18 protein-coding genes are annotated in these 21653 nt (G+C 57.9%); 13 read left to right on the top strand and 5 right to left on the bottom strand.

Going from position 1 to position 21653, the window contains the following annotated elements; genetic code table 11:
• Positions 1 to 1594: 1594 nt before the first annotated feature.
• The 13 genes from ACSQ8V_RS39190 to ACSQ8V_RS39250 all read left to right on the top strand — a co-directional run bounded on the left by ACSQ8V_RS39190 (position 1595) and on the right by ACSQ8V_RS39250 (position 16630).
• On the top strand, positions 1595 to 2827 hold the full coding sequence (locus ACSQ8V_RS39190; protein ID WP_165989366.1) for a ParA family protein: 1233 nt from the start codon (positions 1595 to 1597) through the stop codon (positions 2825 to 2827).
• Complete coding sequence (locus ACSQ8V_RS39195; RefSeq protein ID WP_436209474.1) at positions 2824 to 3837, top strand: ParB/RepB/Spo0J family partition protein; 1014 nt, start codon at positions 2824 to 2826, stop codon at positions 3835 to 3837. The genes ACSQ8V_RS39190 and ACSQ8V_RS39195 overlap by 4 nt, the downstream gene beginning before the upstream one ends.
• A 901-nt stretch (positions 3838 to 4738) precedes the next feature.
• Positions 4739 to 5383 (top strand): hypothetical protein, encoded by a 645-nt coding sequence (locus ACSQ8V_RS39200; RefSeq protein ID WP_436209475.1) that lies wholly within the window; start codon positions 4739 to 4741, stop codon positions 5381 to 5383.
• 703 nt (positions 5384 to 6086) lie between these two features.
• Positions 6087 to 7247, top strand: a complete 1161-nt coding sequence (locus ACSQ8V_RS39205) for an OmpA family protein (protein ID WP_436209476.1) — start codon at positions 6087 to 6089, stop codon at positions 7245 to 7247.
• A gap of 179 nt (positions 7248 to 7426) precedes the next feature.
• Positions 7427 to 8947 carry a pilus assembly protein PilN gene (locus ACSQ8V_RS39210; RefSeq protein ID WP_436209477.1) on the top strand — a complete coding sequence of 507 codons (1521 nt, stop codon included), beginning with the start codon at positions 7427 to 7429 and terminating at the stop codon, positions 8945 to 8947.
• 5 nt (positions 8948 to 8952) lie between these two features.
• Positions 8953 to 9621, top strand: coding sequence for a hypothetical protein (locus ACSQ8V_RS39215; protein WP_436209478.1), 669 nt, complete (start codon positions 8953 to 8955; stop codon positions 9619 to 9621).
• Between the two features lies 1 nt (position 9622).
• The gene (gene pilO2, locus ACSQ8V_RS39220) at positions 9623 to 10924 is read left to right on the top strand and encodes a type 4b pilus protein PilO2 (RefSeq protein WP_436209479.1); all 1302 of its coding nucleotides are present in this window, start codon (positions 9623 to 9625) and stop codon (positions 10922 to 10924) included.
• Positions 10911 to 12749 (top strand): ATPase, T2SS/T4P/T4SS family, encoded by a 1839-nt coding sequence (locus ACSQ8V_RS39225; RefSeq protein ID WP_436209480.1) that lies wholly within the window; start codon positions 10911 to 10913, stop codon positions 12747 to 12749. Before pilO2 ends, ACSQ8V_RS39225 begins: the two co-directional genes overlap by 14 nt.
• Entirely contained in the window at positions 12746 to 13798 is a 1053-nt protein-coding gene (locus ACSQ8V_RS39230) for a type II secretion system F family protein (RefSeq protein WP_436209481.1), read from the top strand. Before ACSQ8V_RS39225 ends, ACSQ8V_RS39230 begins: the two co-directional genes overlap by 4 nt.
• 35 nt (positions 13799 to 13833) lie before the next feature.
• Entirely contained in the window at positions 13834 to 14334 is a 501-nt protein-coding gene (locus tag ACSQ8V_RS39235; protein WP_436209482.1) for a type 4 pilus major pilin, read from the top strand.
• A 30-nt stretch (positions 14335 to 14364) separates the two neighbouring features.
• The gene (locus tag ACSQ8V_RS39240) at positions 14365 to 14844 is read left to right on the top strand and encodes a hypothetical protein (protein WP_436209483.1); all 480 of its coding nucleotides are present in this window, start codon (positions 14365 to 14367) and stop codon (positions 14842 to 14844) included.
• 11 nt (positions 14845 to 14855) lie between these two features.
• The gene (pilV, locus tag ACSQ8V_RS39245) at positions 14856 to 16154 is read left to right on the top strand and encodes a shufflon system plasmid conjugative transfer pilus tip adhesin PilV (protein ID WP_436209484.1); all 1299 of its coding nucleotides are present in this window, start codon (positions 14856 to 14858) and stop codon (positions 16152 to 16154) included.
• A 128-nt stretch (positions 16155 to 16282) separates the two neighbouring features.
• Positions 16283 to 16630 carry a hypothetical protein gene (locus ACSQ8V_RS39250; protein WP_436209485.1) on the top strand — a complete coding sequence of 116 codons (348 nt, stop codon included), beginning with the start codon at positions 16283 to 16285 and terminating at the stop codon, positions 16628 to 16630.
• Positions 16631 to 17134: 504 nt separating this feature from the next.
• Here ACSQ8V_RS39250 and ACSQ8V_RS39255 read toward each other — a convergent pair.
• The 5 genes from ACSQ8V_RS39255 to ACSQ8V_RS39275 all read right to left on the bottom strand — a co-directional run bounded on the left by ACSQ8V_RS39255 (position 17135) and on the right by ACSQ8V_RS39275 (position 21385).
• On the bottom strand, positions 17135 to 18130 hold the full coding sequence (locus tag ACSQ8V_RS39255; protein ID WP_436209486.1) for a CAP domain-containing protein: 996 nt from the start codon (positions 18128 to 18130) through the stop codon (positions 17135 to 17137).
• A gap of 188 nt (positions 18131 to 18318) precedes the next feature.
• A complete protein-coding gene (locus ACSQ8V_RS39260) occupies positions 18319 to 18933 on the bottom strand; it encodes a TcpQ domain-containing protein (RefSeq protein WP_436209487.1) in 615 nt (204 codons plus the stop codon).
• Between the two features lie 705 nt (positions 18934 to 19638).
• Positions 19639 to 20220, bottom strand: a complete 582-nt coding sequence (locus ACSQ8V_RS39265) for a DUF6817 domain-containing protein (protein ID WP_436209488.1) — start codon at positions 20218 to 20220, stop codon at positions 19639 to 19641.
• Positions 20217 to 20795 carry a 2OG-Fe(II) oxygenase gene (locus ACSQ8V_RS39270; RefSeq protein ID WP_165989341.1) on the bottom strand — a complete coding sequence of 193 codons (579 nt, stop codon included), beginning with the start codon at positions 20793 to 20795 and terminating at the stop codon, positions 20217 to 20219. Before ACSQ8V_RS39270 ends, ACSQ8V_RS39265 begins: the two co-directional genes overlap by 4 nt.
• Positions 20792 to 21385 (bottom strand): hypothetical protein, encoded by a 594-nt coding sequence (locus tag ACSQ8V_RS39275; protein WP_436209489.1) that lies wholly within the window; start codon positions 21383 to 21385, stop codon positions 20792 to 20794. Before ACSQ8V_RS39275 ends, ACSQ8V_RS39270 begins: the two co-directional genes overlap by 4 nt.
• Positions 21386 to 21653: the final 268 nt, after the last annotated feature.

The raw sequence follows: 21653 nt of genomic DNA on the forward strand, positions 1-21653 counted from the left end.
TTTGCTTGTTTCGAATTTCGACATTGGCTAGTGCTGCACCACACAGATAGCGAGGACCGTGCCAGTAGGCGTAAAACCCAATGCCATCATGGAGCGCCCTAGGATATGCAGTAGCGCACAGTAGGGATGAGAACGTTTTTGATTCAGTCTTGAACAGTGCCTGATCGAACCGGAGTTATCCGTCCGATCAATCGCGCAAACGCTTTCGTCTGTTCAATGCCTTACTGGAGGCGCATCCGATTTCTATAACGCCGTTTGAAACACCTGCATTTGCGACCTTGAAACCGTGATCGCATAAGCATTTGTCGGTTGTTTTAAAAGTGATACAGAAATGTCCGTCCGTTTTGGCGTGACCCGGGGAAAGTTTGCGTCGGGGACCCGGCGGGGCAGCGCTGTCGCGGCATTAAGGGCCTTCACACCTCGATGACAGAGCGGAGTTGTCAACCTTTGATGGGATCAAAAACGGTTGCATGAATTGCGCGAGATTCAGCGACGGCCGTCTTCAGTAAAGTCCAGGGTGGCGATCCGTGAGATTCTCACTTGCGCCGCATCAACCACTTGGCATCGCACGCGACGATCTAGCTTGGTGCTCCGTCTCCCTCGCAAAGAGCACCAGCTCGACGAGCTCGCCAACATGCTGCCAGCGTTCGTATCGGTGATCACCGTGTCGTCGTCCACCCTGCCCTTTCGAAAAAGTCCATTGGCAATGTGCAAGCTCGAATCGCCTGCGGCCGACGGCCCAGCTGACCAGGCCCCCTTCGGGACGTAGTGATTAATACGCTTTACATCCTATCCAGTACAAACGATTCATTCGGTGGGCATTTCGCTGTTCGCCAACGCAAAAATAGCCGTTGAAACCGCATCGCGCCCAAAGTAGTTTCCCGAAAGCGTGAAACATTCTTGCGTTTATTGCTGGCACTCCATGCTGGATATAGGTTTCAGGGTGCCGCGAATTCAACGTTGATTGTTTCACGAGTTGCAGAGTTGCGGAACGCTCTGGCACGCAGGCCGTGCCGCGGTGCTCAACCGAGAGTCGATCAGCCGCCGTTCCGGCATATGGTCCGCGGGTGATTCAGCAAACCTCGATGCGTCCCATCGAACCGCGGCAGTGGCGGACTGCCGGGGAGCCCGTCAATCCCTTGGCTGGCCGGCGATCTACTGGACATTACCGCGCTAATGTTCAGTAGTTTTGGACTGACCCGCCGACAACACACGCAAACCCTTGCTCTGGCCGCCCGGCTGACCCCGCGCTGTCGGCCTCGGGTGCGCTGTTGGTGCCGCTCTTTGAGCTCGATTGCGGCCCCGATTGTGGCCCCTTCTACGTTCCGGTCAGCTTGACCTTCTTTGCTGACGGACTGCGGTTGGGCAGATGCAGGGTTCAGAACTATGACGCTTTCTGCCCTTTGTTTTTGACGTGATGTCGAGAAATCGGCCCGACAGCCATACTGGACAAGCGATGCGCCTTGCGAAGACGTTGAAAGTTTACTTGCAGTTCCCATGTTTACCGGGTACATTTCGAGCAAATTCGCCGATCAGCGCTCAATAGTTCGACCAGCGGCGAATCCGTTAGATCACCCGATACAGGACGGATCCCATGGGAGCCAATGGTAAGCCCATCGTCTCGATCGCGACCACCGTGAACAACACCCCCACGTCATTCGCGCTCGACGACATTGAAATTATCTCGGATCACGCCAACGAAACCTTGTTGACTGTCCGGGAGCAAATGTTGCTGCCACATCCGAAAAAACATCCGCCGGTGTTCACGACACCACAGCTCGCAGCGCTCTGTCGGATTGATCGGAAGAAAGTGAACTATTACTGGGAGCGCGCCGAACTGGGCTTGCCTCAGGGCACCAGTATGCCGCGATCGCGTGAGTTTACTTTAGTACAGGCTCGCGAGTGGATCAAAAAGGTAGGGCCGTTCACGCCCCGCCCGGAAGGCGTCAAGGGCAAGAAGATAGCCATCGGTAACTTCAAGGGCGGCGTTACTAAGACAACGACTGCAATGACGCTGGCGCAAGGCCTTTCCCTCTTCGGCCGCCGCGTGCTTTTAGTGGACCTGGATCCGCAAGCGTCGCTGAGTGCCTTGAACGGTGTGATCGCCGATAGTGAGGTCACCGAAGACCAGACCATTCTCCCGTTAATTTACGGTGAACAGCCCGACCTGGAATATGCCGTTCAGGCGACATATTGGGATGGCATCGACTTGATCCCAGCGAGTGCTGCCCTATTCTCCGCTGAGTTTTATCTACCGTTCAAACAATCGCAAGACTCGACGTTTAGGTTTTGGGACGTGCTTAACGCCGGCCTGGAACCACTGCTCGACCGGTACGACGCCATCATTATCGACACGCCCCCAGCCCTGTCCTACGTGACCATTAACGCCTTTATGGCGGCGAATGGCTTGATTGTTCCTATTCCGCCCAATGCGCTCGACTATGCATCCTCGACCCAGTTCTGGTCCCTCTTTACAGATCTTGGCAAGAGCATGAAGAACGTCGTGCCTGAGCTCGACAAGCGTTTTGACTTCCTGCACGTTTTGTTGACGAAAGTGGACTCAAATCAGATCGCGACTAACAAGGTACGCGAGTGGATCACGCGTTCGTACGACAGCTTGGTGCTCCCGATCGAGATCCCGGCGACGACCGTGACGACGACAGCATCGATGGAGTTCGGGACGGTTTACGACATCTCCAAGTACGAAGGCAGCAACAAAACGTATCAGCGTGCGCGAGAGGCCTACGACCGATTCGCCGAGATGATAGACCAACAGCTCACCGCACTGTGGACGCTGGAGGCGCAATCGCTGGAGGTGCCGGCATGAACTTGCGGGACAAGTTAGCAGCGAAGAACGCTGCCATCGCGGCGGCTTCCGATGAGAACCGAGCAAGTACACGACCGACCGACGGCGGTCCTAAGACGGCGCCCGGGCGGCTACTCGAGGCCATGCCGATGCTGGCAGCTAAAGACAAACTGGTTGCCGATCTGGAACTCCAGATCGGCAAGCTGCGCCAGGAACTTCAGGTGGCGTCTAATGCAGGCGCTGAGTTAGGTCTTGATGCACTGGTCGAAATCCCCGGTCGTCGTCGAAAGATGACGGCGGAAAAGTATGCTGAACTGCGTGAAAACTTGCGGCATAACAAGCTAATCCACCCCGTGGTGGTTCGCAAGACTGCAGACGGGCGTTTCGAGATCGTGTCCGGTCACCATCGTGTTGACGCGTTCCGAGAGATCGGGCGCGAGGTGATCAGGTGCGTGGTCATTGAAGGGAGTGACGACGAGGTCACCGACGGCGCCTTCAATGCCAACCTGATGCAGTCAGGACTGACGGACTACGAGAAGTATCTTGGCTTCAAGATTCGCATTGAACGCACTCCGGGACTGACCCAAGCGGCGATTGCGGATCAGTTCGGCGTGACGCCCGCTATGGTCTCCTACATCTTCGCGTTTGACCAGTTGCCGCTTGACGCCCTTTCGGTGATCGAAGGACAGCCGGACATCATTGGCTCGACTGCGGTGGCCGCACTAGCCGGAATTGCGAAGCAGGGGAAAACGACACAAGTTACGGACGCCGTTAGGAGACTGGCAGCTGGTGAGATCGATCAGAGTCAGGCAGTAAAGCTGGCCGGCCAGGATGCGACAAAGCCGAAGAAGGAAGCGGCCAGCCCAGCGTCGGACAAAATTAAGCAGGGCAAGACGACGTACTGCGAAATGCGGCGAGCCAAGAATGTCGTACGCCTGGAGTTCAAGTCGGAAGCTGAAGCGGAGCGTTTGCATGCAGGCATCCGGGCACTCATTGAAAACGAGTCTAAGAACCCATCCGAAAGCATTTGAGAAATAATGTTGTTTAAAATCAATGCATTAAGAGTCTTAACATACGCGGAGGACTCATGCAGTAAGGCCCCATAAAAGACAAAAGCCCCCGGCTGGAAACCGCGGGCTTTTGCGTAAGTGGACTTGACTAACGATTCTCGTCACTCACTAGACTCCCCAGCTGGAAACTGGAAAGGGACTGCTCTCAACCCGGAGTGTAGCGCAACGAGATCGACAGTCAAGCATTGAAATCCGTTTATTTGTAAATGGACCGCTCGACATGTCTATCGCGCAACGCTTCGTTGCTGGCGAGGGTGATCTGTACCCTTCAGCACCTCAGACTCAAATCGATGGCTCCGATTCGGCTGCCCTCGCCGCTTTTCATTGCGATTCGGTGAACCTTCCCTGGGTCATTTTTCGCGCTGCGTTCCGAGCAAATCACACTGAGCAACTTCCACAACGTGCGCGGGCAGTTCTAGCTGCACTTGCCCGCACTGTCGACGCCGCTCAACCATACGCTGCTGTCTTTGCAAGACGCGAGCTACTCACTGGCCGTGCCATGCAATCCATGCGCACGTTCTATCGAAGCCTGGACGATCTGGAGAGAGCCGGATTCATCGATCGTCGTGCTCAGTCCCGCTACGTTGAAGCTGGCTTGTTCGGCCGCGCATACATCCACCTCACGGAGCGTGCCGCAGCCCTCCTGGGCCTCGCTAATGAACTCCCACCCTCTTCCGTTGATCCTGCACCAACTCCACTTCCGCCTGCCTTATCCGCGAATTCTGACCAGGCCAGTACCACTCTCACCACTTCGTTTGTCCCTCCGTCTGCCACCGTGGCAGACGGAGGTATATATAAGGATCTTGACCCTAAGATTCAAAAGAGACACTCAGGCACGGTCCCTCGCGACCTCACGCGCTTGATGAACCTGGGTTTTCATGAATTTCTAATTTTCAAGCTCATGCGCGAAGCCAAGTTGCATTCGAAAATGCTCTCCGACGTGGTGGAGGCTACCTGGGAACATTTGCGAAAAGCCGAGCGGCCCATCAACTACCTTCGGACCCTGCTGCGCTCGCCAGTCGATTTCGGACACCAGATGCGGGTCAAGCAGGCGAGCGCCGAACGTGCCCATCGTGAGCAGCTCGACGCGATCGAGCTTGAACAGACGCTCGCCCGGTGCGCCGATCAAACCTTCGTCGATCTAGCCGGTGAACGTCAGATCGTGATTGGGCAGGGTGGCGAATCCATGACCGTCCACAACTCGTCCGAGTGCACTCCACGCCTTGCAGCAGGAACCTGGAAACCGGCCTTTGTCGCGGCCCTTAATGCCGGCAGAATCCGCGTCGCTACCGCTGAGGACCAGGAGGCTTTTGCCGCCCGCCGACGCGAACGTCTAACGCAAAACGCGGGCTCTAGACGTTCTGAACCGACCGTCATTGCTTCCCGCGTGCTGACCCCTGAGATTGATACGCGGCTGGCACAACTCAAGCAGCTGCTGCGCCACGCAGGGGCAGGGGCAGGGCGCCAGTTTGGTCGCACTGACATTGCTGACGGTGCAGCCGCATGACGGCCGAACAAGACATCAGAAACGCCGAATGCATGAACCTCCCGCCGCCCCGCACGATGCCCGTGCATGGTGATGTAGAGGCGTCCAGGGCTCTCGGTAGCCAGACATCGCTATCGGAAGAATCTGGCGATCAATGCCGCTAAGTCGTGTTGGGGGTCAAAGTCGGAATCGCCGAATCGGAGCCGTACTCGCAAAGGGATAGCACAAAATCGATACCGCTCGCGTTACCGATACCGAAAAACTGTATGCACATCCGAAATAGGGAAAGCAAAAAACTACATGCGCACCACGATCGGCCGTACAGCACTTGTCCGATAGCACCGTGGCGCACCCATCTCACTGTTACCGCGTCCCACCGGGTCAATATCCTCTCCGAAAGAATGCAGGCCGCGGAACGCCCCAACCCGATTACACGTTCGCCTTTTCCCAGCACACGGAAGCTCGCACGCCAATGGACGTCCGAGAATTTCTGAGTGAGGGTAGGGCAGACCACCGCCGGGCGATGCTCTTGTCATTCATTAGCGTCTGCACTTTCAGATCGAAGACAGTTGCGGAACCAAAACTCTCCAAATAAAACCTGCAAGCACAATAATTTACCTTTGGGCGATTCCACTATGATCGGCAGGAACGCCTGATACCGCTGAGTTAGCAGCATCAACCAAGACCAGCTCTGGCGCATCCTTTCCCGTCCCCGGAGCACTTGATGGAATCCTTGGGCAACAACCCGTCCTGGACGCGCTCGCTCGCTGCGCTGGCCTGCGTCGCGATCGTCCTTGGCCCGAGCCTCAGTCGCGCAGCCGCAACCACGCTGATCATTCAACCTACTCAAGCACCGTCCACGTCCCCACAGATTACAGCCAGTGCTGCACACGCGGTAACGGCGACACTCTCTGCGGATGCCATGTTCGCCTTCGGGTCATCGAAGCTATCACCGGCCGGCCGCGAAAGCCTCGCCAATCTGTTTGACTCCCTCGGCGGCACCAATCAAATCAGCCGTCTTAGCGTGGTGGGTCACAGCGACCCAATCGGGGGCGCGACGTACAACGAACGCCTATCAGACCAACGCGCAAATTCAGTGAAGGCATTCTTCATTGAACAGGGCGTCCAAGCCGCTTCGATAGACGCGAGCGGGGTAGGCGATACTAATCCGGTAACGAAGAATTGTCCGCGGCTGCAAAACGCGGAGGCCATCAAATGTCACGGGCCCGATCGCAGGGTCGAACTTCGGGCCATTGTCCAGGCCAGTACCCCGACGAAAGCAGCTCCCTCCACTGACGCGGGATTTATCGACCTGCGGGCGCAGCCGAACCCTCCAGTTACGGGAGATACGGCCGGCATCCAGATCGCGGCGAAGGAGGCTCTCGCTCTGACGATTGAACCTTCCGCCGCACCAGCAATGCACTCCGTGCCAACCGCCGTTCCGGCGATCGCACTTACCCAGCAGGCACAAGCATTGGCGTCGCGGAGCTCGACCTCGAAGCCAGTTGCTGCGAGTACTCAATCGACAAACATCGCGCCTCTCGCTCAACTGGACGAAGCCAGATCGTCGTCATCCGAATCGGACCCCGTAGTAGCTCCGGTCATTGTCCCGGACAAGCTCCAACGGTTCGCACTTAAGAGTGGCCTCCCGCTTGAGGACCAGATTGTCGCCGACGGAGCGAAGGCAGGCTGGACCGTGCTTTGGAACATTCCCGGCAACTGGACAGCACCGAACGACGCGTCTTTTAGCGGCGACTTCGAGCACGCTGCGATCCAGTTCTTCGACCAGATGGCGGAAAACGGAGCTGACATCTGGGTAGATGTATGGGAAGGGAATCACACGATTATCGTTACGCCGACTGGGGCGCAGGGAGCCGAGCAATGAGGAGCATGTCTTCAAGAGCCATGTCGCTGAGCGTAATCACTATGGCGACCCTCCAGCTGAGCGGCTGCGCTATACACGATGTCCACACGCAGCAAGCAGCAATGACTGCAACGACCCAGGCAAAACTCGATACGCCGCAAAACAGTCGCTCGGTCGTAGTCATTCATAAAGGAGCGTGGTTGCTCGGCCAGCAGATTCCGGCGAGCAAGCCTGAACCGGCGATTTACAACAAAGACGTTTCGTACAACGTCCCTGGGAGTCTCACACTCGCAGAAATTGGAAACTGGATATCGAAACGCGTGGGAATCCGCGTAGTAATTGACGATTCCGTAAGCTCGTCCTCTGCTAGTTCCGGCCCAGCACAAGTGGCTGGACCCCGTATGGTGGGCGCGATACCGGCACCGGGCAGGGCGGTACCCGATCTTTCAGCCGCATTGCCGGGGATGGCAGCGGCTCAACCCTTGGCCGATCCATCGGTCGCGTTCAAATTCACGGGTCAGTTCGGGGATTTTCTGAACATCGTTGACACACGCTTCGGCGTTTGGTCCAAATATGCGGACGCGACGCTCACGTTCTTTCGCAAGGAAACCCGCACGTTCACGATCGCGAGTCTGCCCAAAGCCAGCTCTATGAGTGGCTCTATTACCACGGGTGATTCGAGCAATTCCGGAGGTACGCCAAACGTAATGGGCGGCTCGGGAACAAGTACAGCCGCGACGGGGAGCGGCAGCAGTGGTCAGTCGGGTAGCGGGGGGCAAACTTCTTCGGAGTCCTTGTCGATCGACCCATGGCTTAGCTTCCAAGCTTCGGCGCAGGCTGTGGCGGGCCCGGGCGCACAGGTTTATGCGGACAAGAATCTGAGTCTTTTAACGATTACGGGAACGCCGCCACAGTGTGATCGCCTCGCGGCCTGGGTCAAGAATGACATCAACGCCACCTTCGGCAAGAACATTGCGATCGAAGTGCGCCTGTATCAGGTCCAGAAAACGCGCGAGGATAACTACGGCTGGAATCTTGCGCTCGCTTACACAAGCAAAGGCGCTCACACGGGTGCAAGCATCTCTGGTGCCCCAGCGCCGTCAGTGTTGAGCAATACGTCGGCGATGACCTTTGGCGCAAGCATTGTCGGTGGCACTCTGAGTGGGACGCAAGGGGCCGTACAGGCTCTGTCGACGCTCGGAAATGTAACCTCACTCTATGGTACCGGCGGCGTTACCCAGAACGGGCGCTCTATCGACCTGCAGGATGCAGAGCAACAGGACCACGTAACGTCGAATCAGTCGACACTGGTCGCATCTGTTGGTGCTACGAATAGCACTCAGGTAACGACGATGGTTTCGGGTTTCACCGGATCGTTTGTGCCGAAGATTATCGACGGGCGGATTGTGATCAGCTTCGAACTGACACTGACGGACAAACCTACTTTTACGGTGTTCCCACCGCTCGCAGCTTCCAGCAGCTCCACGTCGTCTTCGACGACATCTTCAGTTCAACTTGCCGACAGGCACATCGACACCTTGCATCAGGACGTCAATCTGAAGCCTGGTGAGTCATTGGTGTTGACAGGACTTCGACAGCACACGCTGACGTCTACAGACAACGGAGTCGGTTCGCCTTCGCTGCCCATCCTGGGTGGCGGTTCCGATGCGCAAGACAACGACACCATGATTGCAGTGGTAATCACCGCGCGCCTGATGTGAGGTAAATGACGATGAAATATCGGATGAAGATTTGGTCTATCGCACTCGCGCTTTTCCCGATTGCTGTCTTCGCCAGCACATCAGGCAAAGCTTTGACTGAAAACACGACGATCGTGAGCACAGCTCTGCCATCTGCGGTTTCGGGACGCCAGGCAGCGGAGGGTCCTGAAAATCCCGAAGGCGGTGCGCTTCAACCCGGAAGTGGACCTTCTGCCCTGGCTGCTGCACCAGGGGCGCCGGGCGCGGCGGTCGACAGTCAAACTGAATCGTCGGAGTCTGACGAGACCGCTGCGATCGAGAAGCAGAAGAGACTCTGGAAGGACCGTGCTGAAATCGCGCGCTACAAAGCCGCAGTCGCTGTGGACGAAGCTCGGGCGCGTCAGGCTGCCGATAGAGGGTCTCCTAGCACCCCAGCAACGTCGGCCGCAAGACCCGTCGGGCTCCTATCTTCTACCTTCGCTCTCGCGCCTCAAGAAGCGTTCGCAATTCAGTTCGCGGGCGCCTTCAATGGACGCTGGGAAGCTGACATGATCGTAGACGGCCGGTCGTACCCATCCGTGCAGGTTGGCAATGTCGTCGGAAGCGGTTGGAAGGTGATCGCCATCACCGACAGTAGCGTCGAGCTTCGGAAAGGATCTGGCGCAGGTGGGCAAACCAAGGTGGTGAGATTCTGAGATGGCCCAGACGCTGATCATTCCGGGTGTCAGAGGCGAGTTCGTTGCGGGGCTGGCCTGGCGCACTCACGCGCAGCCACCGAAGTCAGAGGCCATCCGCGCATGGTCTGTCAGGTCGGGCCGTTGGGGCGTAACGTACAAGACTGGCGAAGGCCACACGCAGGTCGGTCTTTGTGATCCTGTTTCCGGCGTCGACTCGCCTGGCAGACTTAAGTCTCTCGCTGCCTCTGTGGCCGGTCAGCAAGTGGCGCCATGGCGCGCTATCTACGAACTGGGAAACGGTCGGTTCTGGTACGTCGCCGTACGCGATCGAAAGGCGATTATTCCGGATGGCGACCAGATTGGAACGAGAAATGAGCTCGAGCGCGCCTGGGACGATCACACCAGGCTCGGAAACTGGAACGAGCTGACTGAAGGCACCGTCGACGACATCGCAGACATGCTGTCCGCGGCGTCGGCCACTCCCAGCTTGCAAGATATGCAAGCACGTGCATCGGTTCGATTCGTTAAAACGTACGCCTCGAAGATCGCGATACTCTTCGCGATTGTGCTGGCCGCTGCATTCCTCCTTGGACGTGTCCTTGGGTACGGAGTGAAACATCGTCACGCAGAGCAACCTCGCGCGATCACTCTGCCAGTCAAACTTCCGCCCGTCGTAACTCGACCTTGGGTTGACGAGCCAATGCCGTCGCAAGCTATCGACGCGTGCCATCGCATATGGAGCGGAAAACACCTCGACCTGAAAGGATGGAACCTGGTGTCGTGGACCTGTGCATTGGATAACGACGGTATAGCTATCAATAAATCGTGGTCGCGCACATACGGTCGCGCGAGCGATGCACCGGGAACCCTGAGCCCTACAGGACAGTCGTCGGCGGAATCAGAAAAGGCCTCAGCAAGATTCCAGAAATCGCCCGATATGGCGAACAGCATCGACGTTGCCGAGGCGTCGGTTCGCGACTTCGCACAAGTACATGGATACACCCTGACGATCGGTGCGGCTGCGGCCAAACCCGAGCTACCGACTTTCACCTTGGCAAAGGACACAAGTCCGTGGACATCTTCCCACGTGACTATCAACGTCCCGTGGGCACCCTGGCTTGGACTCGCCGCATCCTTCGACAGGGTGAGCGGTTTGCGCATCCGCTCCGTAACCTGGAATTCCGAAGCGGACCAGTGGCTCATTGCCGGCGAACTTTATGGGCTGAACAGGCCTCATCCAGAGGGAAATGCCTCTTCGGGTCAGCAGACGGTCAACAGGTCGAAATCGCAGACAAAACGGGTGCGCCATGAGAATCCCTGAAACCTTTCGTCTGCGCGTGCGTAGCGGCATTCCGTTTTTATCGGGTGGCCCGCGCGCTGACGACAGCGAAGCTAACGAGGTGGCGCGGCATCAAGTCGCTCTGCCACCGCCACCGGACGCTGTCGCGAAGAACATCGTGTATCCGTTGACCGTGGGAGGTCGGTTTGGGGAGATCGCTGTTACCTTGGGCCTACTCACGCAAACGCAGGTTAACGAGTTGCTTCGTGTACAGGGGAAGCAGTTAGCGAAGGGGGAGCGCAAGAGCATCGGCGATCTCGCGATCGAGGCGACCATGCTTCGCAGGGAAGATGTCGACCGGGTGTTGAGTGAGCAGAGAGCAGTGATCTACGTGGATGCTCGTTCCCGCGGCGCGCCGGAGTTTCTCACATGGATGACGGATGTCCGCGCGCTTGTCCCGTCCGCCAGTGTGATTTCGGCGGCCGCACAGCAGCTCCAGGAGATGAAGCAGGAGCACAGCCAGTTAATTAGCCGCGACACGACTGATCAGCCGAACCTCAAGATCGCTCACACTCTTTACGAGAATTGCGCGAAGGCCAACGCCACCGACCTTCATTTGCTGATCCACGAGAATCATGCGGAGGTACAGGTTCGGATCAACGGCGATCTGTGGAGAGTCGACAACACAGAGATGCGGATGACTAAGACGGAGGGAACGCAGCTCGCTCGCGCAATGTATATCGGCGCCGCCAAAACAAACGAGGGTAGCTTCGTCCCCAGCGAGTTCCAGGACGCTCAGATCAAAGGCGACTGGCTGCCGGGCACCGGCCTGTCGAGCATTCGGATCATCCGCGGACCGGCATACCCGGTGGATGACGGTGCTGGGTTCCTCATCGCCCGGCTGCAATCCTCCGTGTTGCGACATGGCGACGCCGCTCCGGAGCATAGCCTGCATCTAAGTGCTCCAGCGCGCCCGGAAGGCGCGGTGGAGTTCAAGGGTTTCACCGAAGGGCAAAAGGAGATGCTCGAGCAGATTGTCCGCTTGCCGGGCGGCATCTTTATCAGTACAGGTCCGGTCAATACAGGCAAAAGTACGCTGCTTTACTGGCTAATGTGGCGGCATGCACAGCTGTTTCCACATAAGCGACAGATAACGTTCGAGAACCCGCCGGAATACCCAAAGCCATGGGCCCTGATTCTCGATGCGAAGGGACACAAGTTCGCCTACCTGCTCGAAGAGTCCCTCCGGATGGACCCGGATCTTCTTCTTATCGGCGAGTGGCGAAATGCAGAGGAATGCCTAATGACGATCCAGGCATCTCTGGCCGGTCGATTTTGCCTAACCACCGCTCACGTGGAGGACCCCTACGAAACGTTTTTACGGATGGAAACGCTCGATAACGAACGGCTGAACAAGGAGGTGATCTGCAACGACAGCATCGTTAAGGCACTCATGGCACAGCGACTGGTACAGCGGCTTTGCCCGGAGTGTAAGCAGCCTTTGGCAAGTAGCAACGGGACACTTCACGAAGTGCCGAAGTACATACGGGAGGCAATCGCATCTTGGCAAGGACACTCGAGTGGACAACTAAGCGAAGTGTGTGTGCGGGGGAAAGGGTGTCCGGCCTGTAACCACACGGGAGTGGTCGGGCGGCTCCCGGTGGCCGAAATCATCATGACATCGGAAGCGCTAATGGACGATATCAAACGCAAAGGCACTGGCGTAGCACGCACGAACCATCGTCTTCGACCCGGTTCAGATCGGTCGATGTTGGCGCATGCCATCGACAGGGTTCTGGCAGGAGAAGTCGATCCAATCGACGCGCACGTCGCCGTCGGGCTGAAGCAGTGGAGAGACGGAGCATGACAGCGGAACTCACATGGCTTTTGCGAAAGCAGTTCTATGAGCAGGCTGCCAATGATCTGGAGCACAAGCGTGGCATCGAGGCCAGTTTGTACGATTTTCAGGATCGGCTCGAACAAAAGAGGAAACCGGCGGAAGCAGAGATCATCCGGCAGATCTATCGCATGGTCACTGACGGCGACACTTTGGTCAGCGCCTTCGAGAAATCTGGTGTAAAGCTCTCTCACTTTGAACGAGGTCTTATCGCCGGCGGCGAAGAAGCTGGCACGCTTCCCTTATGCATGCGGCTGATTCTTGATGTCCGTGGGGTGACCTCGAACCTCCAGTTGAAGATGTTCGCCGCAGTTTTCACGCCGATGATATACGTTGTCGCGCTGTACCTTACCCTTTTCATCGTCGGCTTCTGGGTCACCCCTTCGTTCGAAGGATCGGTGCCCCCATCCCGATGGACAGGATGGGCATACTTGTTATACGCCATGGGACAGCTTGCTGTCGGCCCCATTGCGCCGATCATTGCAACTGTTCTCATCGGCGTTTCGATCTGGGCTGGTCGTGCATTGCCCAGGTGGACAGGACCACACCGTGAATTTTTCGACCGCCATATCTTCCCATTCAATGCATACAAGCAGGTAGAGGGGCTTGCGTGGGTGATGGCATTTGCCGCGATGCGGATGGCGAAGATCGGCGAGCGCGAGGCCCTAACCAGCCAGATTCAATTCGCCTCTCCCTGGTTGAGGTCGCGTCTGCGTCCGATCCGTGGAGGCCTCACCGGCCATGGAGTTGATCTCGCCAAAGCGATGACGCTCAGCGGGCATCAGTTTCCGTCGATCGACATGATTAGCGAGATCAGCGCATACGTCCAATATAAGAATTTTCCAGAGGTAATCGACAAGACCGCGCGTGACTACGTCAAGCGTCTTGAACGAGAGCTTATATGGAAGGCCGTCGCGTTCGGAATTCTGTTTCAGCTCGTGACGTTTGCTCTAAGCGGCGTAATCGGGCTTGGGAGTACTGCTGTGATTCAGCAGGTTGCTACGGGTCTGCACATCTAAACCATACGTTAACTACACGTAAAAAAGGAGTACTCATGGATTCAATCCTTGGCTTTTTCGCCGGCCGCGGCATGCAACTGGCGGCCATCGCGGGCGTAGCTCTTCTGATTGCCGCAACTGTCATCATCATGACCAGCGGAAATATGGTGTCCGACCTGACCTTTATCATGACGCAAGCACGCTCGGAGCTAGCCCAAAGCAATAACGGATATTCCAACTTCACTAATGGAAATTCAGCAGGATTGCTCAATGCTGGAGTCTTCCCGAGCACGTGGAACAAGAGTGGGACGATTTACGATCGCTGGGGTAATGAAGTGACGCTTGGTAGCACAGCGAACGGCGTACAAGGCGAGCTGACGTTCGGCGGCGGCGGTACCGAAACAGCGAGCTCGTGCACGGACGTCGCGACGAAATTGAATGGCTATTCGACCTTGCAGATTGGTGGCACCACTTTCTCGCCGACCACGATGCCGGACGCGGCGACCGCCGGTACCGCTTGCTCTGGCCAGCCGACGCTCTCCCTAACGTTCCAGTAACTCACCACGACCCAAGTCTGAGAACCGCTTATGGCAGCGATCCTTCCCGTCATCATGGCCATGATTTTTCTGGGTCTCATGGCACAAGACAGCCAGCTCACGCAGGCTGTCCCGGGTAGCGCCACGCAGTCGTCGCAGCTGGGTGACGCAGCCGCATCCGCGGCGGTCCAGGCGGAACTCTTCGGTACAGCTTGTCTTAACGCAGCACTTGCTGTTCCAGGGGAGATCTCCTCAAGCGTGGAAGTAACGATGCCAGTGGGCGTTCCGGTTCCCGAGGGATCCGTTTGCAAAACCGTTGCCGACCCCGAAGGTGGGCGCGATGTGCTCAGTTATACGCCCCTCGTGAGCGGCGAGGTTAGCGAAGTCGGATCGGCAACGGAGAGTAATGCCAGCTGGTTCCAGTCCACGGCGAAAGGGCAGGCGACAGGCATCTTCACGGGTGCGAGCCTGCAGATCCCGACAACAGTTCCTGTTGGGGTGCTAATACAGGCGCAACTGCTCAATCCTTGAGGGCGTAACGGATGGATGCAATTCTGTCGATCATGGCGGCGACCGTGATCTCCATGCTGAACATAGCGGGGCTTATGGTTTGGGTGATCATGTCGGCGACGAATGTCCAGACAGCGATGACTGCAGCCCATATGCGCGTATGGGATGCTGGCGCGTTGAGGTACGTGCAGGACTTTGCCTCGACCATTGGGGCGACGGCGACGGCGACGACCCCGGTTACAGTGACGACCGCGATGATGAATGCGGCGGGCAACTATTTGCCCGTCGGCTACTCCGGGGTCAACCCTTTCGGTCAGACACTTGAACTTCAGGTGCTACAGCCGTCCGCGGGAGTCTTGCAAGCGCTCGTGACAAGTCAGGGTGGCCGGTCAATCAGCGACAGCAAGCAGCTTGTTCAGATTGCGGCGCAAGCGCAGGCGGGATTCGTACCGTACGCGAACCAGGGCGGAAATGCCAATCTGAGTGCCTCGAACGCGTACGGTGCGTTCGGCGCGTGGGGGCCCATCGCACTTACCAATTTTACGAACCCCGGGAGTGGTCACCTCGCCGATCTCCTGTCGTTTTCAGGGACGAGTAATCAGGCAAACAACATGTATCTGTACCGGGTCGCCGTTCCCGGTCAGCCCCAGCTCACCAACATGCAGACCGACCTCGGACTGACCGACGCTGGCGGGACGAAGCACAACATCACCGGTGTCAATACGGCCACAGCGCAGACATTTTCGGCGAACGGTGGGGGGCAGTTTGACAGTGACCAGGGCGGCTCCCTCGAGCTCGGCGGAAACAATTCCGTCGCCGGTACAGGACAACCTTATATCGACTTTCATCAGACGGGCCAAGGTGTTCAGGATTTCAATGTCCGCATCCAGAACAGTGCTAACAACCAGCTAACAATTAGTTCTGCTAGCGGACAGGCAAGCGTGGAAATTGGCGGCACGATCCACCTCGCTAACATCGCCACTCCGGAAGCGTCATGTACCCAGAACGGTACCATCGCGGGCATTATCGATGGCACCGGGCTCACGATGACGTGTTATGACAATGCGTGGATACCTATAGGCGGACGCCATCAAATATTTGGCCTGTACAACGTGTCGAACGGCAGCGTTGTCGCCGCTCCGACTTGTTCCGTTGGCGGCGTCGGTGAGATTACGTTGGCCGCCCAAAACTTTACGGTGGACCCCACAGCGACTGTGAATTTTGGCCCGGCATCCGGGAGCGGTCCTTGGACAATCTCAATTACGGACGGCAATACTCCGGCAACGGCGATTGCGGGTACAGCTCAGGTCGTTACGCTTTGCAAATACTAGAATGTTGATGACAATATGAGAAACAGATTTGGAATACTAAGGTTCGCGCTGTTCATCGGTGTGCTTTTCTTCACACAGTCCTCATTCGCGCAGGACTCGGATTGTTCGCCGGGGAATCAGGACAACACGTGCCTGCACCGCGTGACACACGCGATGATTTCCCCGCCGACCTGCTCGACAGCTGCCGGCTGGACGACAGTGACACCTGCGAAATGGATCGGATCCGGATACACCTCGCCGGCGTGCAATTACCAGTCGCCGCCGGCATGTTCAACCTCCGCTGGATGGCTTACGCTCACGCCGGCCAGCTGGAACGGGTCGGCGTGGTCCGCCCCACAGTGCGCGTACGAGGCGCCGCCGACGTGTTCAACGGATCCTGGGTGGACTACTGTCGCCGCAGCAGCGTGGACGGGAAGCGGATGGACAGCTCCGCAATGCAGTTACGTGGCCCCGCCCAGCTGTCCGAGCGGGTATAGCCAGACCGCCGCGCCGTCGTGGAACGGCTCGGCCTGGACCGGCCTCGGATGCGAAGCGAACACACCACCCGTCACCCAAACCACGCAAGAGGCCGCATGCGCGCAGTTCATCAACTCGTGGCAACCGTACGCCTCAACCTATCCGAACCTCCAGAATCAGCCATTCTCACCGTCTGGATGGCAGACCGTCGACAGTTCTGCTTCCTATATGATTAACGGGCCTTATACGTACGCAACGGGAAGTGCGAGCAGTTGGTCGCCTAGCTCGCCAGGTGTGACTTTTTACTACAACTGGAATTTCGGCCAGTACACGGACGCAAATTACCTGGTCTGTGGGGTTCAACAGGGTACGAACACTGTTGTCGGCATGGGCTTCTTTTTCACGACCGACAGCGATCCAGGAGCTGGAGGTGATGGTAGTGGTTAAGCCTGATGGTGCGCATGTTCTGCGGATCAAAAAAATACCCCGCACTGAGTGCGGGGTATTCACAAGGTGTTGGCAGACTACCCCACGACGCTACCAGTCGTGAAAGTAAAGCTGCGGGAAAACGCGGTGCCGTTGTCGGTACCGGTGATCGACACGGAGTACGTGGCGTTTGGTTGCAGAGGAGTGGTCGGATAGGCCACGGCTTCGAACGACGGGAGTTCCTTGTTCGGATCATTCGCCGAGTACAGCAATTGCAGGTTGATGACGTTGCCCGACGTGTCGGTCATTGTCCCGCTTTGCAGCACCAGCGTGTCGTTCTGACTCAAGCCGGCCAGTGCGATAGGCGTGCCCCAGTTACCCGACGTGTTCGGCGGAGTCGGCGTTTCACCGCCTGCCGAATATGCAACACCCGTTGTGCCCTGGCACGGGAACGTGAGCGGACCACTACCCGTTCCCGTCTGCATGTTCCCAATCTCGAGAGAAGCTTGGATTTCCGGAAAACCGTTGTAAGTCGTCTGGTTCCAGCCTACGCCAACCTCGGTAACCGGCCACACGCCGATGGCGATGTGATACACCCCAGACAGCCAGCCATACACGAGTTGCTGGCCATACTGCGTCGGCGTGAGCGTTGCGTTGGTGTAATACCCACCGCTTACCCCGCTGGTCAGCACAGTCGAGGGATAGCCGAAATGCACGGCACGGTCGGTATAGGTCACCCCGGTGAAACCTGGGTTGCCTGAAACCTCGGTGTCGGTAATCAGACCGCTGTTTTCGCCCATATACGTCGCATGCGCCTGAGCTGGCTGGTCCAAAGTTGTATTTTCCGTCAGCGCGGCGAACCCGCACTGCTGACGCTCTTGGTTTAGCAACTGGAAGGCAGCGAGCTGGGCGCTGGATGCAGCGTACTGCGGGGTAGACACGTTCCCGCTCGTTGCCGTCGTCGAGCTCGCCGACGTTGCCGCTGCGGTGCTCGACGAACCACCGCCACCACCGCCTCCGCAAGCTGCAAGGATGGCCGTGCTAAAGATCGCACCGTACAGAGCGCATTTTTTAATCTGGAGATTCCCGTTCATGGTTTTTTATTCCTTGGATGTACCCCGATGTGCAATGTGATGACGTGGGGCAACCTGCGCTCCACGCACACACATTGGTTATCGGTAGGGGATGAAATTTCTTGAAGGTCAGGCTTACTTGTGTGCGCCTGACCGGGGTCTTTGCGGAAGGAGATGACACACCAAAAAAAACCTGCGCGCCCTTGGCGTCAGGCCGCATCAGATACAACGATCTCCCGGGTCCGTGGATTTATCTTGATGTCCAGCTTGGGGACCAGGTTCGAAATCATGCGTAGCGCATCGACGAACCCGCCGGACACGGGCCCGCCCTGGGTCACCTTGTAAGGATCTGACGCCCGCCACTCAGGCGGTTTCCAGCCTGCGGTTTGCGCCCACGCCGCAATTGTTTCCTTTAGCGTATGGTTCGACTCGAGCGTCCAGACGTCCGGCACCGTTGGAGGGGTTTGAACTGCTGTCGGCGTCGGCGTTGTGACCGGCACTAATTTTGCAGCCGAGCTCACAGGCGCCGGCGTAAGGGTGGGCGCCGACGTTTTCGCCGACGTGTACTGGATGGAGTCCGGGTGGAAGACGGCAGACATCATGTAATTCTTCGCAGGCGCCGCCGGTACGACAACTTCAACCCCGTCGCGAGCGGGCGCCTTCGAACCCGCGTCCGGTGCTGATCCCGACGTCGGCGTCGCTTGCGCCGCTTCGTCCTTCATCAGCAGGGAAAGCAGCCGCGCCGCGTCCTCGGGCGGCAGCTGATGGCGCGAAACGAGATCCATGATGTCGCGAACCAGGGCGGTCCTTTGTACGTCACCCATCCTGGAAGAGGTTCCGCGGTTTGTCGCGGGCGCAGTAGCTTGCGTTGCCGCGCTAATGCGATCGCCTGATGTGTCTTTGTCGGCGGTCTGGACGGAAGTTGGCGCCGCCGCCCACGGCATTGTCGGTGACGCCGGTTGTGACTGTGTCGCGAGGGACTGGAGAGATGGAGACATCGTAACAATGACCGCGCAGTCGTAGAGCCGCCCACGCCTCAGTACACTTGAATCAGCGTCAGTCGCGATCGAAACTGAGCGGGGGTCTGTGCCGTTGCCTATCAGCCAGCTGCGGATCTGCGCCGCCCTTTGATGCGGGATCGCGTTCCTTGCAGTTCCAATGTCTCCGCAGCCGGCGATCGTGACCGCTCGCGCGTCCAGAGCACGAGGAAGGACATTGTCGAGCACGATCGTCGCGTCATCGGATAAGTGGCTCGTGCGAGCTGCGAACGGTACGCGATAGACCGACTCGACGAGTGCCGGCGGCCGGCCGCCCGTGGGGTCGGCCTGTGCATGGACATATGCCGTGGGCATGAGGACCGTGCCCACTATGAAGGCGATGCTTGATCGCATTGGTTTCTCCGGGATAGGCCTTGAGGACCTTGAAGTCTGATTTCTGGGATCAGAAATCGCCGTACGAGAATTATATTCGTGTTGAGATTTAAAACTATATTGACGGATAGCCCTGTCGGTCACCAGTGACGGTGTGCGTCAACCGGGCCTGTCACTTGCGAGGAGTTCGTCTTCGGTTCTCATGGCGAAAACACGGAAACCGTGAGGTCCGACCATTCCCCACGCACGCGCACCGCGCGCGAGCGCCGGCGCGCTGGCCAGCGCGTTCTGCTCGAGCAGGTTTGCGGTCTCGAGCCAGGCGAGAGCGACTACTTCGTCCGGGGAAAGGGGTAGGGCGTCGCGCGTGATCCGGTCAATTGGATCGGATCGACGTCCTGAGATCAAGCCGTTAATGGTCGAAACACGCCGATCGAGCCGACAGAACAACAGGGACAGTCGGGCAGCCTGTTCACCAGCCAGATCAGCCACGAGCGGGGCCTCATCCCACCTGCAGACCGTGTGCTCGAAAGCGCTCGTACCGAAGACCGAGTGAATGAGTCCGGCGAGCGCAACGTGCTCCGGCGCTCCAGCGTGGTCGAGGATGTCATAGGTGCCGAGGAGATGGTTCAGTAGCTTTGTGCCGCTATGATCAATCTTGGCGGCGCCGCGGGCGCGCAAAAATGCAAGTATTGGTGCGATAGAAGTCACGGATGACGACAGAATCTCCACAGTCGTGCTCATCGCGGAGCTCTCGTCTTGAACACGATGCACACTCGTAGTTCGTGACATTCCCGATCGACCGCTCTGGCTGCGTGCATCACGTTGGCCGGAAAGACAATCGCACGGTTCGGCCGCGGCAGACATGACCAGGCAATATCACCGGAATGGTCCAGAAAGACAGTTTCACCGCACCATTGCGGTTGCCACTCGGGCACCGCGTAATACACGAGCGACCAGTACCCGTCATCGCGGCGGTCCATGTGCGCATTGCCGCCGATACCGAAGGTGTGGGCATTTGCGTATGCCCGAATCAGCGTATGACCGCGCATTGGGCCGGCCGAGGCTCTGGCCCAAAGAACGCGGGCGATATCGTGCGTCAGTTCGTGCTCGACGCTGGCATCGTTCTCGGTCCGCGTACCGCCGTCGAGATCCACATGCCAGTGACTTCCATTTCTGCCAAGGTTCGACTTCCAGCCAAACTGCCATGGCAAGATACGTGCATCATCGGCCACCCCCCTGACCTGTTGCTCGGGCAGGAAGTCGTCAAAGCGCAGCAGCTGATAGCTTTGCGCACCCGCCATGCGTGCGATGCTCATTCGGGTTCTCCTGCCTTCGCTAACTCGGCAGCGGTCTCCGCAGTTGAGATCTCCTCGTAAATTGCCTCAATCTCGCCAAGGATCTCCGTTGCGGCCTGCAGAACAGTGATGCCGCGGACCCGTGCGCGTGCGGCCACGATCGGATACAGCTCTGGATTTTCGCCCCGTAAGGCAGCTTGCGCCTGCATGCATCGGAGCTGCGCTGCCACCGATTCGCCGGCGGCCCGCTCGCTCAGCCGAAACGCAAGACCCGGGAGAGCGTCCTCGTTGTGAACGTGGGGACGCTCAGTAGACTTGGCTGACCCACGCGGAGCCTTCTCCTCGCCAACTCGTTCGAGTGCCATTGGAAGTGCGATTGCGTTGACGATGTCACTTTCGTCACAGTCGTAGTGGTAGAAACTGCAATTCAATGCGTGTAACCCGACCGGAAGCATTGCGTCGGGAACGACGACGGTGCGCATCTCAGCTGTCGAAAAGGCCCGCTTGCCGTCATTGGAAATGACAAGGATGTCGGTCGGTATCGGATCGTGCCCGGAACGGGAAAAATACATGATCCGGTGCGACTGTGGGTCAAGGAATAGCGTTGCCATGGAGGCAGCATAGCAGCGCACGACCGCATCAAATTATCGCTGCGTGAGTTCAATCCCGGCACGCGGAGCCGTTCACGTCCGGCTTAGTGCGGCCAGTTAGAGACGTTCGACACCGAAGGCTAGATCGTCGACGTTCTTTCCCTCGGAAGTCACTGAAACTTATTCGTGCGGGCTTCAGTTGCCGCGTTGAAGCCCACAAGGCGTGTACTCGAGAAACGCCTTCGACAGAAGGCGCTCAACGGGCGCGTCGGTCGCGACCCACCGCGCA

The organism is Caballeronia sp. LjRoot31 (assembly GCF_964253885.1).
Lineage (GTDB): Bacteria > Pseudomonadota > Gammaproteobacteria > Burkholderiales > Burkholderiaceae > Caballeronia.

Coding starts and splice junctions, on each gene's coding strand:
- ACSQ8V_RS39235 (WP_436209482.1), top strand. CDS start 13,834: ATGGATTCAATCCTTGGCTTTTTCGCCGGCCGCGGCATGCAACTGGCG.
- ACSQ8V_RS39200 (WP_436209475.1), top strand. CDS start 4,739: ATGAACCTGGGTTTTCATGAATTTCTAATTTTCAAGCTCATGCGCGAA.
- ACSQ8V_RS39190 (WP_165989366.1), top strand. CDS start 1,595: ATGGGAGCCAATGGTAAGCCCATCGTCTCGATCGCGACCACCGTGAAC.
- ACSQ8V_RS39270 (WP_165989341.1), bottom strand. CDS start 20,795: ATGAGCATCGCACGCATGGCGGGTGCGCAAAGCTATCAGCTGCTGCGC.
- ACSQ8V_RS39260 (WP_436209487.1), bottom strand. CDS start 18,933: ATGGGTGACGTACAAAGGACCGCCCTGGTTCGCGACATCATGGATCTC.
- ACSQ8V_RS39240 (WP_436209483.1), top strand. CDS start 14,365: ATGGCAGCGATCCTTCCCGTCATCATGGCCATGATTTTTCTGGGTCTC.
- ACSQ8V_RS39275 (WP_436209489.1), bottom strand. CDS start 21,385: ATGGCAACGCTATTCCTTGACCCACAGTCGCACCGGATCATGTATTTT.
- ACSQ8V_RS39205 (WP_436209476.1), top strand. CDS start 6,087: ATGGAATCCTTGGGCAACAACCCGTCCTGGACGCGCTCGCTCGCTGCG.
- ACSQ8V_RS39265 (WP_436209488.1), bottom strand. CDS start 20,220: ATGAGCACGACTGTGGAGATTCTGTCGTCATCCGTGACTTCTATCGCA.
- pilV (WP_436209484.1), top strand. CDS start 14,856: ATGGATGCAATTCTGTCGATCATGGCGGCGACCGTGATCTCCATGCTG.
- ACSQ8V_RS39255 (WP_436209486.1), bottom strand. CDS start 18,130: ATGAACGGGAATCTCCAGATTAAAAAATGCGCTCTGTACGGTGCGATC.
- pilO2 (WP_436209479.1), top strand. CDS start 9,623: ATGGCCCAGACGCTGATCATTCCGGGTGTCAGAGGCGAGTTCGTTGCG.
- ACSQ8V_RS39230 (WP_436209481.1), top strand. CDS start 12,746: ATGACAGCGGAACTCACATGGCTTTTGCGAAAGCAGTTCTATGAGCAG.
- ACSQ8V_RS39215 (WP_436209478.1), top strand. CDS start 8,953: ATGACGATGAAATATCGGATGAAGATTTGGTCTATCGCACTCGCGCTT.
- ACSQ8V_RS39195 (WP_436209474.1), top strand. CDS start 2,824: ATGAACTTGCGGGACAAGTTAGCAGCGAAGAACGCTGCCATCGCGGCG.
- ACSQ8V_RS39225 (WP_436209480.1), top strand. CDS start 10,911: ATGAGAATCCCTGAAACCTTTCGTCTGCGCGTGCGTAGCGGCATTCCG.